Consider the following 15,451-nt stretch of genomic DNA (forward strand, 5'->3'; position numbering starts at 1 on the left):
GCGCAGGCGCTGCTGGCGACGTACGGGCGTGAGCGGGCCGGTGAGCCGCTGCGGCTGGGCTCGGTGAAGTCGAACATCGGTCACACCCAGGCGGCGGCGGGTGTGGCGGGTGTGATCAAGATGGTGATGGCGATGCGGCACGGGGTGCTGCCGAAGTCGTTGCACGTGGACGCGCCGTCGCCGCACGTGGACTGGTCGGCGGGCGCGGTCGAGCTGCTGACCGAGGCGGTGGAGTGGCCGGAGACGGGCCGGCCGCGCCGCGTCGGCGTGTCCTCGTTCGGGATCAGCGGCACCAACGCGCACGTGATCCTCGAACAGGCCCCGGAACCGGCGGAGCCGTTGCCGGAGCCGCCCTCCGGGGCCGGGGTGGGCGGACTCGTTCCGTGGGTGCTGTCGGCCCGGACCCCCGAGGCGCTGCGGGCCCAGGCGGCCCGGCTGCGCGACTGGGTCGGCGAGCACCCGGAGGCCCGGCCCGCCGATGTCGCCTGGTCCGCCGTCACCGGCCGGGCCCTGCTGGAGCAGCGCGCCGTGCTGCTCGGCCGCGACCTCACCGAGTTGACGGCCGGACTGACGGCGCTCGCCGACGGCGTGCCCCGGCCGGCCGGGACCCCGGCCGTGGTGACCGGGGTGGTGCCGCGCGGTGCGGGGGCGGTCGGCAAGCATGCCGTGGTCTTCACGGGTCAGGGTGTGCGGTGTGCGGGTGTGGGGCGGGAGTTGTACGACTCGTTCCCGGTGTTCGCGGCGGCGGTGGATGAGGTGTGTGGGGCGTTCGAGGGGGTGGTGCCGTTCTCGGTGCGGGGGGTGTTGCTGGGGGAGCCGGGGGAGGTGGTTGGGGACGGTACGGCTGTGGTGCAGCCGGTGCTGTTCGCGTTCGAGGTGGCGTTGTACCGGTTGTGGCGTTCGTGGGTTGCGGTGCCGGAGGTGGTGCTGGGGCATTCGCTGGGTGGGATCGTGGCGGCGTATGTGGCGGGGGTGTTCTCGTTGGAGGGTGCGGTTGCTCTGGTGGCGGCGCGGGCCCGGTTGATGGGTGAGCTGCCGTTGGGTGGGGCGATGTTGGCGGTGGGGGCGAGTGAGGCGCAGGTGGTGGCGCTGCTGGCTGAGGGTCGTGTGGGTGTGGTGGGGATCGCGGCGGTGAACGGTCCGGCGTCGGTGGTGGTCTCGGGTGAGGCCGGGGCGGTGGAGGCGGTTCGGGTGTTGTGCGGGGAGCGGGGGTGGCGGTCCTCGCGGCTGGCGGTGTCGCACGCGTTCCATTCGGTGCTGATGGAGCCGGTTCTGGGGCGGCTGCGGGAGGTGGTGGCGGGTATTGAGCTGAGGGAGCCGTTGATCCCGCTGGCGTCGGATGTGACGGGTCGTATCGCGACGGCGGCGGAGGTGTGTGACCCGGAGTACTGGGTGCGGCAGGTGTGTGAGCCGGTGCGTTTCGCGGACGCGGTGGCCTCGGCCCGGGGTGTGGGTGCCTCGGTGTTCGTCGAGCTGGGTCCGGAGGCGGCGCTGACGCCGATGGTGGCGGAGTGCACGGCCGGCACGGACACCGCCACCGTCCCCGCCCAGCGCCGGGGACGCGACCCGAGGGAGACCCTGGCGGCGGGACTCGCCACCGCCTTCGTCCGCGGCACCCCGGTCGACTGGGCCGCGGCCGTGACCGGCGCCCGCCGGGTGGACCTGCCGACCTACCCCTTCCAGGGCCGCCCCTACTGGCTCGCCCACGAGTCGCCCGCCGCGGAACCGGCCCCGCAGCCCGCCGCCGACCCCGCGGACGGCGGGTTCTGGGAGGCCGTCGAGCAGGCCGACCTCGACCGGCTCACCGCGCTGCTGGACGTCCCCGCGGACGCGCCGCTGGGCGATCTGCTGCCCGCGCTCTCCGCCTGGCGCACCGAGGACCGCGCCGCGCGGACCGCCCGGTCCTGGCGCCACGAGCTGCGCTGGGAGCCGTGGACGCCCGCCGCGTCCGACGCCGCGCCCACCGGGCGCTGGCTCCTCGTCCACTCCGCCGCCGAAGGCGACATCGCCGCCGCGGTGGGGGCGGCGCTCACCGCGGGCGGTGCCCGGGTCCTGTACCGCGAGCTCGACGCCAAGGCCGCCGACCGCGCCGAACTCGCCTCCTGGCTCCGCGAGTCGGCCGCGGAGCCGGACCTCGCCGGGGTCGTCTCGCTGCTCGGGGCGGTGGAGGAGGACGCGGGCGACGGCGCAGCGCGCCTGGTCCGCGCCGTGACGGCCACCGTCACCCTGGTCCAGGCGCTGGCGGACGCGGACATCGCCGCCCCGCTCTGGTGCCTGACGGCCGGCGCCGTCTCGGTACTGGGCGAGGACGTGGTCTGCGCGACGGGCGCCGGGATCTGGGGTCTGGGTGGCGTGGTCGGCCTCGAACGCCCGCTCAGCTGGGGCGGGTTGGCCGACCTGCCAGCCACTCCCGACGAGCGGTCCCTGGCCACCCTGCTCGCCGTCCTGGCCGACGCGGGGGGAGAGGACCAGTTCGCGATCCGCCCGCTCGGCACCTTCGGCCGCCGGCTGTCCCGCCCCGCCGGCGTGGACGGCCCCGCCCGCCCCGCCCGCCGCTGGCGGACCGGCGGCACCGCGCTGATCACCGGCGGCACCGGAGCCCTGGGCGGGCACGCGGCCCGCTGGCTCGCCGCCCGCGGGGCCGAGCGGGTGCTGGTGCTGGGCCGCCGGGGCCCCGACACCCCCGGCCTCGACGAGCTGCGGGCCGACCTCAAGGCCGGCGGCGCCGACCTGGTGCCGATCGCCTGCGACCTCACCGCCCCGGACGCCGCCGACCGGCTCCGCGAGGCCCTGGGCGAGGAACTCCCGCGCATCCGCACGGTGGTGCACGCCGCCGGTGTCGCCGGCCCGGCCCGGCTGCTCGACACCGACCCGGCCGGGATCGCCGACACCGTCACCGGCAAGGCCGCCGGGGCGCTGGCGCTGGACGAGCTGTTCGCCACGGCCGAGCTGGACGCCTTCGTGCTCTTCTCCTCCGGCGCCGGGGTCTGGGGCGGCGCCGCGCAGGGCGCCTACGCGGCCGCCAACGCCCACCTGGACGCCCTCGCCCTGCGCCGCCGGCAGCGCGGGGTCACCGCCACCGCCGTCGCCTGGGGCCCCTGGGCCGCCGGCGGCATGGCCGACGGCGAGGCCGGACGTCACCTCGGCCGGCTCGGGGTGCGGCCGATGGACCCGGCCACCGCCCTGACGGCCCTCGGCCAGGCGCTGGACGAGGACCTGACCTGCGTGACGGTCGCCGACGTGGACTGGACCCGGCTCGCGCACAGCTACGCCGCCGCCCGCCCCCGGCCGCTGATCGCCGACCTCGTGGCGGCCGGCCCGGAACGCCCGGCGAGCCCGGCGCCCGAAACCGAGCCGCACGAAACCGAGCCGCACCCGCTCCGGGACCGCTCCGCCGAGCGTTCCCCGGCCCGGCTCGCCGCCGAACTGCTCGACCTGGTCCGCACCGAGACGGCCGCCCAGCTCGGCCACGCCGACGCCGGCGCCGTCGATCCGGACCAGCCCTTCCGCGGGATGGGCTTCGACTCGCTGGCCACCGTCGGGCTCGCCCGGCGGCTCGGCGAGGCCACCGGCCTCGACCTCCCCAGCACCCTGGTCTACGACCACACCAGCCCGGCGGCGCTCGCCGCGCACCTGGCCCGCGCCCTGGAGGACGGGAGCGCCGCGCGCCACGTGCCGCGGCCGGGCGCGGAGGAGTCCAACGAACTGCTCGGCTCCGTCTACCGTCAGCTGGCCCTGCGCGGGCAGATGGACGACGCGGAGGCGCTGCTGGTCGGCGCGTCCGGCCTGCGCGAGGTCAGCGCGGACCTCGCGCAGCTGGCCGGCCTGGCCGGCCACGTGCGGATGTCGCAGGGCGGCGAGCACCCGAGGCTGATCTGCTTCCCGCCGTTCGCCCCGGTCGACGGCACCATCCAGTTCGGCCGGCTGGCCACCGCCTTCGACGGATTCTGCGGCACCGCCGTGCTGACCGTCCCCGGCTTCCGCCCCGGCGAGCCGCTCGCGGCCTCCCGCGACGTCCTGCTGGACCTGCTCACCGACGCGACCCTGCGCTGCGCCGAGGGCGAGCCGTTCGTGCTGCTCGGCTACTCCTCCAGCGGCTGGCTCGCCCACGGCGTCACCAGCCGGCTCCAGGCGGCCGGCACCGCGCCGGCCGGCCAGGTGCTGCTGGACACCTACCTGCCGGCCACCATGTCACGCCGCATGCGCAAGGCGATGAACTACGAGGTGATCGTGCGCCGGCAGGCGTTCACCGCGCTCGGCTACACCGGACTCACCGCGATCGGCAGCTACCGGCGGATGTTCCGCGGCTGGGAGCCCGAGCCGGCCACGGTGCCGACGCTGTTCGTCCGGCCGTCGCGCTGCGTCCCGGGCTCGCCCGAGGAGCCGATGACCGGTGAGGACTGGCGCTCCTCCTGGCCCCACGAGCACACCGCCGTGGAGGTCGAGGGCGACCACTGCACCATGATCGGCGAACACGCGGACCGGACCGGCGCCGCGGTGCGCACCTGGATCGAGGGGCTGGTCCGGCCCGCCCCGTGACCCCGCCCGGACCTCCGGCCCCGGGCCGGCCGACGACCGCACGACCGCACGACGACACGACGACACGACCGACGAAGGGACCATCACCCATGCCCCCGACCACCCCCGCGACGCCCGCCCCGCTGCTTCCGGCCCCCGGCTCGACCGGCCACCTCGACGCGGCGTTCCTCGCCGACCGGGCCGCCATCCAGGACGTCATCGCCGCCTACAGCCTGTACTACGACTCCGGCGACTTCGACGCGCTCGGCGACCTCTTCACCGAGGACGCGAGCTTCACCTTCACCCCGGCTCCCGAGGGCTTCCCGCCCTCGGTGACCACCCGCGAGCGGATCGTCTTCGCGATGGCCGCGCTGTACCGCCACCACACCGAGACGCGCGGCGCCCACCAGCGCCACCTCACCGGCAACACGGTCGTCGTCCGCCTGGACGGGAACACCGCCGAGGCACGCTCGCTGCTCTCCGTCACCTTCGCCCTCGACGACGGCAGCCACGAGATCGGCCGCAGCGGCTCGTACGTCGACCTGCTGGAGAAGGACGGGGACCGCTGGCGCATCGCGAGCCGCCACCTGTGGCTCCGGGACCTCCCCCGGATCACCGCCACCCCGGACGGACCGGAGGGACAGGCGTGATCCCCGTCCTGGACCTCGTCCAGATCTCCTCCCTGCCCGACGCGGAACGCGAGCTCGGGCAGCTGGCCCGCCGTCACCCGGTGATCCGCACCCGGCAGGCCGACGGCACCGAGGCGTGGACCGTCCTCGGCTCCGAACCCTCCCGGCGGCTGCTCGGCGACGCCCGGCTCTCCAGCGACCTCCACCGGCACGCGCCGCAGGCCGCGCAGATCCCGGACAGCCCGATCGTCCTCTTCGAGCAGGACAATCCGGAGCACGCGCGCTACCGCCGGCTGGTCAGCGCCGCCTTCGCCTCCCGCGCGGTGCGCTCGCTGGAACCCCGCCTCACCGAGATCGCCCGCGGCCTGCTGGACGGCCTTCCCGCCGAGGGGGAGGCCGACTTCGTGACCGCCTTCGCCAACCCCTTCCCGCTGGAGGTGATCTGCGAGCTGCTCGGCGTGCCGCGGGAGGACCGCGAGGTGTTCCACACCCGGGTCACGAACATGGACTCGCCCTCGGCACCGGTCCGCCAGGCCGCGACGGACGCCTTCGCCGCCTACTGCACCAATCTGGTCGAGGCGAAGCGCCGGCAGCCGACCGAGGACCTGCTGAGCGAGCTCGTCGGCGCCCGGCTGGACGACGGACAGGCCCTCACCCGGGAGGAACTCGTCGGTTTCTGCTCCGTCCTGCTGTTCGCCGGACACGTCACCACCGCCTACGTCATCGCCAGCGCGCTGCTCGAACTCCTCAACCACCCGGACCAGTTGGCCGCGCTCCGGGCCGACCCGGAGCTGGTGGCGAGCGCCGGCGAGGAGGCGCTGCGCTACCGGGGCTCCCTGCTGTCGACCACCAACCGGGTCGCGCTCGACGACATCGAGATCGAGGGCGTGGTCGTCCGCAAGGGCGAGCTGGTCCGCTTCCTGCCGTCGGCCGCCAACCGGGACCCGGCCGTCCGCGCCGACCCGCACGCCTTCGACCTGCTGCGCCCGACCACCGGGCACCTCGCCTTCGGCCACGGCCCGCACTTCTGCCTCGGCCACCAGCTGGCCAGGCAGGAGATCAGGGTCGCGCTGACCGAGACCCTGGCCCGCTTCCCCGTGCTGGAACTCGCCGTCCCGCCCGGTCGCTTGACCTGGCGTCCCTCGGATTTCCTGCGCGGGCTCGCCGAACTGCCGCTACGCTTCGCCCGCTGACCGGCCGTACCGGCCCACCACGAGAAACGGATTCCCCTGATGTCCGACCCCGTCCTCCAGGAGCTGAGCGGGCGCTGGCTCCGGCAGTACCGCCCGGCCCCCGACGCCGCCGTCACCCTGGTCGCCTTCCCGCACGCCGGCGGCTCCGCCAGCTACTTCCAGCCGCTGTCCGCCGCGCTCGGACCGCAGACGGAGGTGCTCTGCCTGCAGTACCCGGGCCGCCAGGACCGCCGCCACGAACCCTGCCTGGACACCGTCGAGGCGTTCGCCGACGCCATCTGCACGGTGCTGCGCCCCCGCACCGAACGCCCCCTGGTGTTCTTCGGGCACAGCATGGGCGCCGTCCTCGGTTACGAGACGGCCCGCCGGCTGGAGGCCGAGGGCTCCGTCGACCTGCTCGGCCTGATCGTCTCGGGCCGCCGCTCGCCGACCACCACGCGGCACGAGACCGTGCACCTGCGCGACGACGCCGGCGTCCTCGCCGAGGTCCAGCGGCTGAACGGCACCGACAGCGCCCTCCTGGAGGACGAGGACATCCGGCGGATGATCCTGCCGTGCCTGCGCGCCGACTACACGGCCGTCGAGACGTACGTCCACCGCGCCGGCCCGCCGCTGCGCTCCCCGATCACCGTACTGACCGGCGACGCCGATCCCCAGGTGACCCGGCAGGAGGCCGAGCGCTGGGCGGAGGTCACCTCCGGCGGCTTCCGCCTCCACGCCTTCCCCGGCGGCCACTTCTACCTCAACACCCAACAGGGCCCGGTGACCAGGGCCCTCACCGACTCCCTCGCCTCCTTCCGCACCGCCGCGACCTCCCCGCGGCCCTGACCCGCCCGCCGCCCGTGCCCCGACACCCCGCCGGGGCACGCGCGGTCGCGAGGCCCTCCGGCCGTTCCCCGCCGCCGGCGGCGGGAACCCGTTCGCCGCCACCCTCGACCACCGCGGCATGCCCGGCGCGTCCACCGCGCGCATCACCGGCGACACCGTCTCCATGACCTGGATCGGCCTCGCGGCCGCGCACCCGGTGCCCGGCCGCCGGGACCGGCTCCTCGGGCTGTACGCGGTGATGATCGTCCGGGAGGACTCGTGCACCGACGCGCTGCCGGCGTCGGCGCTCACCGTCGCCGTGTCCCTCACGGGGCTGCGGCTGCAACGGAAGCAGCCGCAGCCCCGGGCCCGGACGAGGGGTCAGCGGGCCGGGGTGGTCAGGAGGACCGCCGTGCTGTCGCGGATCGTGTGGCCGTCCAACTCGACGGCGATGCTGTAGACCGCACCGGTCGAGGTCGGCCCCTGCGGGACCGCGACCGCCGGTGCCCGGCCCGTGGTTCCGCAGGTGCCCGGTGCGTCGAACACGTCGCCGACCATGAACGTGCCCTGGTCGAGCCGGGGGAGCAGACCGGCGTCCAGGCCGTTCGCGGTCAGCTGGGCGCTCATCGCCTGCCGGGTGCTGCGGAACGCCACGATCAGCTTCGGCTCCCCGTCCGGCGGATGGGCGCGGGCGGTGTAGTGCACGTCCGTCGCGCCCGGGGGCAGGGTGATGCCCCGGGCCTGCAGGGCCCGCTCCAGCGGTACGTCGGTCCCCGCGCAGGCGCGCTCGTCGCCGAACGGGTGCCCGTAGCCGTCGGTGAGCCACCGGTACCCGGCCACCCCCACGACCGCCAGGGCGGCGGCCAGCGCGGTGGCCACCGCCGCCCCCGCCCACCGTCGGGATCTCCTCATGCGAATCATCCCCCTCGGCCGGGCACGCTAGCACGGCGCAACAGGGCGGCCCGGGGGCGGCCTCCCCCCGCCCTTGGCCCTCGGCCGGAGGTGACGGTGGTTCCGCCGGGTGCCGTGCCGGTCGCCTCGGCGGAGTCGGCGACGCCGGCCCCGGCTCGGAGCGCCGGTACGGCGACGGCGACGGCCGAACGAGGCTCCGGAGCGAGGACCCTCGCCGTGCCCCTGTGCACGGGGCGGATCCTCGTGCGGATGAGTCGGACGGAGGACCCGGCCACCGCCGCCCGGGGTTCGGGCCTGCGGTCGGTTCGCCGCGGACGCGGTCACCCGCCGGGGCCCACGGCCCGGCCTGCGGCCGCCTGCCCCACCTCGGCGGCGATCAGGCGGTGCGGGCGGCGGCGCGCGGGGACAGGGCCGCGTACTCCAGGGGGGCGGAGGGGTCGATCGAGAGGTCCATCGGGGAGGGCTCGGCGCCGGAGCGCACGAGCAGGTCGCCGATGGCGGCGATCATGGCGCCGTTGTCGGTGCACAGCCGCAGCGCGGGGACCCGCAGGGTGATGCCGGCGGCGGCGCAGCGCTGCTCGGTGAGGGCGCGGATGCGGGAGTTCGCGGCGACGCCGCCGACCACCACGAGGGTGTCGATGCCGTGGTCGGTGCAGGCGCGGACGGCCTTGCGGGTGAGGGTGTCGGCGATCGCCTCCTGGAGGGAGGCGGCGGCGTCGGGGACGTGCGGTTCGGTGCCGGCCGCCCGCTGGGCCTCGACCCAGCGGGCGGCGGCGGTCTTGAGGCCGGAGAAGGAGAAGGCGTACCGGGGGTCGCCGGGGCCGCTCAGCGGGCGGGGGAGGCGGACGGCGCGCGGGTCGCCGTCGCGGGCGGCGCGGTCGATGGCGGGCCCGCCGGGGTAGGGCAGGCGCAGGATGCGGGCGACCTTGTCGAAGCACTCGCCGGCCGCGTCGTCGAGGGTGTCGCCGAGGTGGACGATCGGGTCGCGGGCGAGGTCGCGGACCAGGAGCAGTGAGGTGTGCCCGCCGGAGACGATGAGGACGACGCAGGGGTTCGGCAGCGGTCCGCCGTCGAGCGTCGCGGCGGCCACGTGCCCGGCCAGGTGGTGCACGCCGTAGAGCGGGACCCCGAGCGAGAAGGCGTAGGACTTCGCCGCCGCCACGCCGACCTGCAGCGCGCCGGAGAGCCCGGGGCCGGCGGTCACCGCGACGGCGCCGACGTCGGCGAGGGTGAGCCCGGCGTGGCCGAGTGCCTCGCGCACCACCGGGGCCATCGCGTGCACGTGGGCCCGGGCGGCGATCTCCGGCACCACGCCGCCGTAGCGGGCGTGCTCGTCCATCGACGAGGCCACCGCGTGCCCGAGCAGCACGCCCTCGCGCACCAGGCCCGCGCCGGTCTCGTCGCAGGACGACTCGATGCCCAGCACCACCGGCGATCCCGCCATCGGTCACAGCTCCTTCTCGCTGGCTATATGCAGGTGCATTGTATGTGCAACAAGGAGCGGAGGTTGCGGCCGCTCAGCGGCGGCCGGTGAGGTGGCGGAGCTTCTCGGCGGTGTCGGTGCCGGGGAGCGGGTTGTAGAGGACGACGGTGAGGTCGGGGCGGGCGGGCAGTACGAGCTGGCTGCTCTCGAAGGCGAGGGTGCCGGCGACCGGGTGCTCGGCCTCCTTCACCAGCACGCCCGCGGTGGCGACGTCCCGCCGCGCCCAGAGCGCGCGGAACTCCTCGCTGCCACCGGAGAGCTCGTCGATCACCTCGCGGAAGCCCGGGTTCTCCGGGTACCGCCAGGCGGCGGCCCGGAAGCCCGCCACCACGGTGGGGGCGATCCGCTCCCAGGCGGCCTCGCGGCTGCGGTAGGCCGGGTCGCGGAAGAACGCCACCAGGCAGTTCCGCTCGGCCGTCCCCGCCCGCAGGGCGAGCCGGGCGGCCTCGTTGCCCGCGACGTAGTTCCAGCTCTCGTCCAGCAGGGTCGCGGGGTTGGGCCCCCAGGACTCGATCAGGCGCTGCAGTTCGTCGCAGTACGTCCGCGGCGCGGCGGCGGCCGGTCCGGGCGGCGGGTTGAGCCCGGCCAGGGTGTACAGGTGGCGCTGCTCGGCGCCGTCCAGCCGCAGGACGTCCGAGACGGCGTCGAGCACCTTCGCCGAGACCGTGATGTCCCGGCCCTGTTCGAGCCACTGGTACCAGGAGGGGCTGACCCCGGCGAGGACGGCCACCTCCTCCCGGCGCAGGCCGGGGGTGCGCCGCCGGTCGGTGCCCGCCGGCAGGCCGACCAGGGCGGGGCTTATCCGCTGCCGCCGACTGGTCAGGAACGCCTGGAGTTCCTTGCGGCGGGCCCGTCCGAGGGTGTCCACAGTGTCGAGTCCTTCCCGGTGGTCCCGTAGCTGGTGGTGCGGCCACCAGGATAGGCACTGGCTCCCCAACCCCGCGCCGGTGCAACCAGACTGACGCCATGACGACCACGCCCGACTTCCCGGCGACACCCGGCACCAAGGGCGCGGCGAGCCCTCCCGACGCGGCGGGGGCGGTCCTGACCGCCCGAGCCAAGCTGGTCCTGATCGTGCTCTGCGGCGCCCAGTTCATCATCGCCCTCGACTTCTCCATCCTGAACGTGGCCCTGCCGGTGCTCGGCCGCGACCTGGACATGGGGCAGAGCGACCTGCAGTGGGCCGTGACGGCCTTCGCCCTGCCCTCCGGCGGCTTCCTGCTGTTCTTCGGCCGCGCCGCCGACGTGTACGGCCGGCGCTGGCTGTTCCTGTCCGGGCTGGCCGTGTTCACGGCCTCCTCGCTGCTCGCGGCGTTCGGCTGGAACCAGCAGTCCTTCCTGGCCGCGCGGGCCCTGCAGGGGCTCGGGGCGGCGGTGGTCGTCCCGGTCGGCATGTCGCTGCTGACCACGATCTTCCCGGAGGGCCCGCAGCGGAACCGGGCGCTCGCGGTCAACGGGGCCCTGCTGTCCCTCGGTTACACCGTCGGCATGGTGCTCGGCGGTACGATGACCGACCTGCTCGGCTGGCGCTCCACGATGGGGATGCTCGCCGCGGCGGGCGCGCTGGCGGCGGTGGCCGCGATGGCCCTGCTGGGGGCGGACGTCCGCCCGGAGCGGCGCCCGCGGCTGGACGTGCCGGGCGCGGTGACGGTGACCGGCGGCCTGCTCGCGCTGATCTACGGCGCCTCGGTGTCCGCCGACCCGGCCACCCCGGCCGTCGAGGTGGCGGTGGCGCTGGTGCTGGCGGCCGTCCTGCTGACGGCGTTCGTGCTGATCGAGCGGCGGACCGCGGAGCCGCTGGTGTCGCTGACCATGCTGCGGCTGCGCACGGTGGCCTGCGGCAACCTCGGCGGGCTGACGACCTTCGCGATGATGAGCTCGCTGATCTTCCTGCTGACCCTCTACCTCCAGCAGGCGGTGGGCCTGTCGACCTTCGAGACCGGGCTGTTCTTCGGTGCCCAGGGCCTGGTGCTGGCGGCGACCGGCATGTCCGCGTCCCGGCTGATCGGCCGGCTGGGCGCCCGCACGACGCTGGTCGCGGGGCTGTCGGTGCAGGCGGCGGGCACCCTCGGGCTGATCGCGCTCGGGGTGCGGACGCCGGTCTGGCTGACGCTGGCGATCCTGCTGTTCGCCTCGGTCGGCCACATGTCCGCGGTGGTCTCGTACGGGGTCAACGCGAGCGCCGGCCTGCCGGACGAGCAGCAGGGCCTGGCGGGCGGTCTGATCACCAGCGCCCAGCAGATCGGCATCACGGTGGGCATCCCGATCCTCAGCGCGGTGGCGACCGGCGGGCTGGCCGACCGGGACGAGGCCGGCGACGGCTTCGCGGCGGCCCTGACGGACGGGGTGCGCTTCGGGATCGTCTGCGACGCCGTCGTGGTGGTCGCGGTGGCCGTGACGGTCGCCGTCGGGCTGACGAGCCGTCGGGGTGACAGTACGTCAGTAATGCTCTGAACAGCATGGATTGAACGCTTGATCGATTTCCGTCCCTCCTGGTGGACACCTGGGATGCGGTGGCGGACAAGTCTGTATGGTGAGGCGCTATGCGCGATTCCTCCACGCGGGTCCTCCTCCTTAGCCGCCGCGACGAGAGCCTCTGACGGCCGGTCTCCTCGTCGCGGCGTGCAGGCCCGAACCGGCCTCAGACGACCGAAACAAGTCCTGGAGGACACCCTTCGATGCACCCGATGACCCCTCAGAACCACGACGTCCCGGCGCGGCCCGACTTCCCGGTCCAGCTCCCCTCGGGGATGCCGTTCCAGCGGTACACGCCGTTCCGGCCGATCGACCTGCCGGACCGCAGCTGGCCCGCCAAGTCCGTCACCCGGGCCCCGCAGTGGTGCGCGGTGGACCTGCGGGACGGCAACCAGGCGCTGATCGACCCGATGGGCCCCGGCCGCAAGCTGCGGATGTTCGAGCTGCTGGTGGCCATGGGCTACAAGGAGATCGAGGTCGGCTTCCCGTCCGCCAGCCAGACCGACTTCGACTTCTGCCGGCAGATCATCGAGGAGGACCGGATCCCCGACGACGTGGCGATCCAGGTGCTCACCCCGGCCCGCGGCCCGCTGATCGAGCGGACCTTCGAGGCGGTGCGCGGGGCCGGCCGGGCGATCGTCCACCTGTACAACTCCACGTCCACCCTGCAGCGCCGGGTGGTGTTCGGGATGGACCGGTCCGAGATCACCGCGCTGGCCGTCAACGGCGCGCGGATCTGCGCGGACCTGGCCGAGCGGATGCCGGACACCGGCATCAGCCTGCAGTACTCCCCGGAGTCGTACAGCGGCACCGAGCTGGAGTTCGCCGCCGACATCTGCAACGCCGTCACCGCGGTCTGGCAGCCCACCCCGGACCGCCGCGCCATCGTGAACCTGCCGGCCACCGTCGAGATGGCCATGCCGAACGTCTACGCCGACTCCATCGAATGGATGAGCCGGCACCTGGACCGGCGCGACTCGGTGGTGCTGTCGGTGCACCCGCACAACGACCGGGGTACGGCGGTCGCGGCGGCCGAACTCGGCTACCTGGCGGGCGCCGACCGGATCGAGGGCTGTCTGTTCGGCAACGGCGAGCGCACCGGCAACGTCTGCCTGGTGACCCTGGGCCTGAACCTGTTCAGCCAGGGCATCGACCCGATGATCGACTTCTCGGACATCGACCGCATCCGCAGCTCGGTCGAGTACTGCAACCAGCTCCCGGTGCACCCCCGCCACCCCTACGGCGGCAGCCTGGTCTACACCGCGTTCTCCGGGTCGCACCAGGACGCGATCAAGAAGGGCTTCGACTGGCTGCAGCGCGACGCCCGGGCGGCCGGCGTCCCGGTCGACGCGTTCACCTGGGGCGTGCCCTACCTGCCGATCGACCCGAAGGACGTCGGGCGCACCTACGAGGCGGTCATCCGGGTCAACTCGCAGTCCGGCAAGGGCGGGGTGGCGCACCTGCTGCGCACCGAGCACCAGCTGGACCTGCCGCGCGGGCTGCAGATCGAGTTCTCCCGGGTGGTCCAGGCCCGCACCGACGCGGACGGCGGCGAGGTCACGCCGGCCGAGCTGTGGGCGATGTTCGCCGAGGAGTACCTGCCGGCCGGGGCGCCGGAGGCGGGGGAGGCCGGCCGCGACGTGCCCGCCTGGGGCCGGCTGAACCTGGTCTCGCACCGGACCTCCACCGTGGTGGACGAGAAGGACACGCTGGTCGTGGACGTCCGGCTGGACGGTTCCGAGCGGCGGCTGGAGGCGGTCGGCAGCGGTCCGATCGACGCCTTCGTGGCGGCGCTGGCCGGCCTGGGGATCGACGTCCAGGTCCGCGACTACGCCGAGCACGCGCTCGCCCAGGGCGGCGACGCGCGGGCGGCCGCGTACGTGGAGTGCGCGGTGAACGACCGGGTCTTCTGGGGCGTGGGCATCGACTCCAGCATCGTGTCGGCGTCGCTGAAGGCCGTGGTCTCGGCCGTCAACCGGGGCTTCCGGGACTGATCCCGGCGCACCCCGCCCGTTCCGCGGCCGGCTCCCCTCGTGGGGGCCGGCCGCTGCCGCGTCCGGCGCGTCCGGCGGGGGGCACCGCCGGCGAATACTTGTCCGGACTCTGAGACAAAAAGCCGAATGGGTAGCTGATGTCATCTGGGGTGTGCAAGATGACATGAAGGTGACAACCTGTGGTCCGCAGCTGCGCCGCCGCACCCCGAGGCGGGCGCCGGCGTGCGCCCGGCTCGTTCACCCACCCGTGTCTGCACCCGCGCAACTCCCCGGATCGATTGGCCCGTGACGGAGGCAAGCACCCGTGTCCGCCCGCGCATTGGTACACCCCGGAACGCCACCCCCGCAGCCGCCCGCCGGCGCATTGCCGGCAGCGGACCGGACGTGACGGAATGCCGACCGACATCGATTTCCACTTACCCTTTCCGGCCCCCCGCACCGATCCCGGCCGGTATGAACGGGCGGCCCGCCGAGGCGTGTCCTGGGCGCGGGAATTCGGCCTCCTGGAACCGTCCGAGAAAGCCCTCCGGTACTTTCTCGGCCTGAGGCTCGCGGACGTCGCCACCGGGTTCGCCCCGGACGCCCGCGGCGCCGACCTCGACGTCATGACGGACCTCATCACCTGGACCGCCGTCTGCGACGACTTCTTCGACGGCGCGGCCGGGGACGACCCGGACCTCGCCGGCCGCGCCGTCGCCGCCCTCGCCGAGGTCACCCGCGGCGGCCGGCCCGCCACCGCTCCGGCGGCCCTCCCCGCCGCCCTCCGGCCACTGCGGGCCGCCACCGCCGACCTGTGGAGCCGCTCGGCCGCCCCGATGTCGGAGCCCTGGCGGGCCCGGGCCGGCCACGGCTGGCGCCGCTTCCTGCGCTCCTTCCTCGCCGAGGCCGAGGCCCGCGGGCAGGGCCGGATCCCCGGCCTCGCCGACTACCTGGCGCTGCGCCGCGAGACGATGGCGATGTACGTCTACCTCGACGCCGTCGAACGGGCCGACCGCTTCGAACTGCCCGCACGCCTCCTCGCCGACCGCTACCTGCGCCGGATGGCCGAGCTCCAGATCGACATCCTGGCGCACTGCAACGACGTCCACTCGGTCGAGCACGAGGAGGCCCGCGGCGACACCCACAACCTCGTGCTGGTCCTGGAGCACCGCCGCGGCAGCCCCCGGGCCGAGGTGATCCGGGAGATCCAGCAGCGGGTCCGGCTGCTCTCCGAGGAGTTCCTGGCCGGCGCCGCCGGCCTCGACGCCCACGGCGCCCGGCTCGGCTGCACCGCGGCCGAACGCGCCGACCTGCGCCGCTACGTCGCCGCCATGGTCCGCCAACTGCGCGTCACCTACGACTGGTCCCTGGCGACCGTGCGCTACACCGCGGGCCGGGACCGGGACCTGCGGCCCGTCTACCTGAGCCCCGCCGACCCACTGCCGGCCCGGACCTGAGCAG

The 15,451-nt window shown here is 74.9% G+C and carries 11 protein-coding genes; 8 read left to right on the top strand and 3 right to left on the bottom strand.

Annotation, left to right across the window (positions count from 1 at the left end):
* The 5 genes from ABT238_RS31495 to ABT238_RS31515 form a co-directional block, all read left to right on the top strand.
* Window positions 1-4,539: SDR family NAD(P)-dependent oxidoreductase (locus ABT238_RS31495; RefSeq protein ID WP_350802209.1), on the top strand; the 4,539-nt coding region annotated here is incomplete at its 5' end.
* A gap of 89 nt (window positions 4,540-4,628) precedes the next feature.
* Window positions 4,629-5,168: a nuclear transport factor 2 family protein gene (locus ABT238_RS31500; protein ID WP_350802210.1), complete on the top strand. Its 540-nt coding sequence runs from the start codon at window positions 4,629-4,631 to the stop codon at window positions 5,166-5,168.
* Complete coding sequence (locus tag ABT238_RS31505; RefSeq protein ID WP_350802211.1) at window positions 5,165-6,340, top strand: cytochrome P450 family protein; 1,176 nt, start codon at window positions 5,165-5,167, stop codon at window positions 6,338-6,340. The genes ABT238_RS31500 and ABT238_RS31505 overlap by 4 nt, the downstream gene beginning before the upstream one ends.
* A gap of 39 nt (window positions 6,341-6,379) precedes the next feature.
* A complete protein-coding gene (locus ABT238_RS31510; RefSeq protein WP_350568353.1) occupies window positions 6,380-7,168 on the top strand; it encodes a thioesterase II family protein in 789 nt (262 codons plus the stop codon).
* 118 nt (window positions 7,169-7,286) lie between these two features.
* The gene (locus tag ABT238_RS31515; RefSeq protein ID WP_350802212.1) at window positions 7,287-7,607 is read left to right on the top strand and encodes a hypothetical protein; all 321 of its coding nucleotides are present in this window, start codon (window positions 7,287-7,289) and stop codon (window positions 7,605-7,607) included.
* Here the strand turns inward: ABT238_RS31515 and ABT238_RS31520 are convergent.
* The 3 genes from ABT238_RS31520 to ABT238_RS31530 form a co-directional block, all read right to left on the bottom strand.
* The gene (locus tag ABT238_RS31520; RefSeq protein WP_350568348.1) at window positions 7,529-8,059 is read right to left on the bottom strand and encodes a hypothetical protein; all 531 of its coding nucleotides are present in this window, start codon (window positions 8,057-8,059) and stop codon (window positions 7,529-7,531) included. The two genes, ABT238_RS31515 and ABT238_RS31520, sit on opposite strands and share 79 nt — an antisense overlap.
* A gap of 376 nt (window positions 8,060-8,435) precedes the next feature.
* A complete protein-coding gene (gene tsaD / locus ABT238_RS31525) occupies window positions 8,436-9,503 on the bottom strand; it encodes a tRNA (adenosine(37)-N6)-threonylcarbamoyltransferase complex transferase subunit TsaD (protein WP_350568346.1) in 1,068 nt (355 codons plus the stop codon).
* Window positions 9,504-9,576: 73 nt separating this feature from the next.
* On the bottom strand, window positions 9,577-10,410 hold the full coding sequence (locus ABT238_RS31530) for a helix-turn-helix transcriptional regulator (RefSeq protein ID WP_350568343.1): 834 nt from the start codon (window positions 10,408-10,410) through the stop codon (window positions 9,577-9,579).
* 98 nt (window positions 10,411-10,508) lie between these two features.
* On the opposite strand from ABT238_RS31530, the gene ABT238_RS31535 reads away from it, so the two are divergent.
* The 3 genes from ABT238_RS31535 (at window position 10,509) to ABT238_RS31545 (ending at window position 15,447) form a co-directional block, all read left to right on the top strand.
* The gene (locus ABT238_RS31535) at window positions 10,509-11,996 is read left to right on the top strand and encodes an MFS transporter (protein ID WP_350568341.1); all 1,488 of its coding nucleotides are present in this window, start codon (window positions 10,509-10,511) and stop codon (window positions 11,994-11,996) included.
* Window positions 11,997-12,220: 224 nt separating this feature from the next.
* Window positions 12,221-14,011: a 2-isopropylmalate synthase gene (gene leuA / locus ABT238_RS31540; protein ID WP_502884313.1), complete on the top strand. Its 1,791-nt coding sequence runs from the start codon at window positions 12,221-12,223 to the stop codon at window positions 14,009-14,011.
* A 476-nt stretch (window positions 14,012-14,487) separates the two neighbouring features.
* Window positions 14,488-15,447, top strand: a complete 960-nt coding sequence (locus tag ABT238_RS31545; protein WP_350802213.1) for a terpene synthase family protein — start codon at window positions 14,488-14,490, stop codon at window positions 15,445-15,447.
* The last annotated feature ends 4 nt before the right edge of the window (window positions 15,448-15,451 follow it).

It is taken from the genome of Kitasatospora sp. NPDC001527 (assembly GCF_040298605.1).
Lineage (GTDB): Bacteria > Actinomycetota > Actinomycetes > Streptomycetales > Streptomycetaceae > Kitasatospora.

What these genes read in the sequence shown, in the direction of transcription:
- ABT238_RS31535 (WP_350568341.1), top strand. Translation starts at nt 10,509, where the DNA reads ATGACGACCACGCCCGACTTCCCGGCGACACCCGGCACCAAGGGCGCG.
- ABT238_RS31510 (WP_350568353.1), top strand. Translation starts at nt 6,380, where the DNA reads ATGTCCGACCCCGTCCTCCAGGAGCTGAGCGGGCGCTGGCTCCGGCAG.
- ABT238_RS31515 (WP_350802212.1), top strand. Translation starts at nt 7,287, where the DNA reads ATGCCCGGCGCGTCCACCGCGCGCATCACCGGCGACACCGTCTCCATG.
- ABT238_RS31500 (WP_350802210.1), top strand. Translation starts at nt 4,629, where the DNA reads ATGCCCCCGACCACCCCCGCGACGCCCGCCCCGCTGCTTCCGGCCCCC.
- ABT238_RS31520 (WP_350568348.1), bottom strand. Translation starts at nt 8,059, where the DNA reads ATGAGGAGATCCCGACGGTGGGCGGGGGCGGCGGTGGCCACCGCGCTG.
- leuA (WP_502884313.1), top strand. Translation starts at nt 12,221, where the DNA reads ATGCACCCGATGACCCCTCAGAACCACGACGTCCCGGCGCGGCCCGAC.
- tsaD (WP_350568346.1), bottom strand. Translation starts at nt 9,503, where the DNA reads ATGGCGGGATCGCCGGTGGTGCTGGGCATCGAGTCGTCCTGCGACGAG.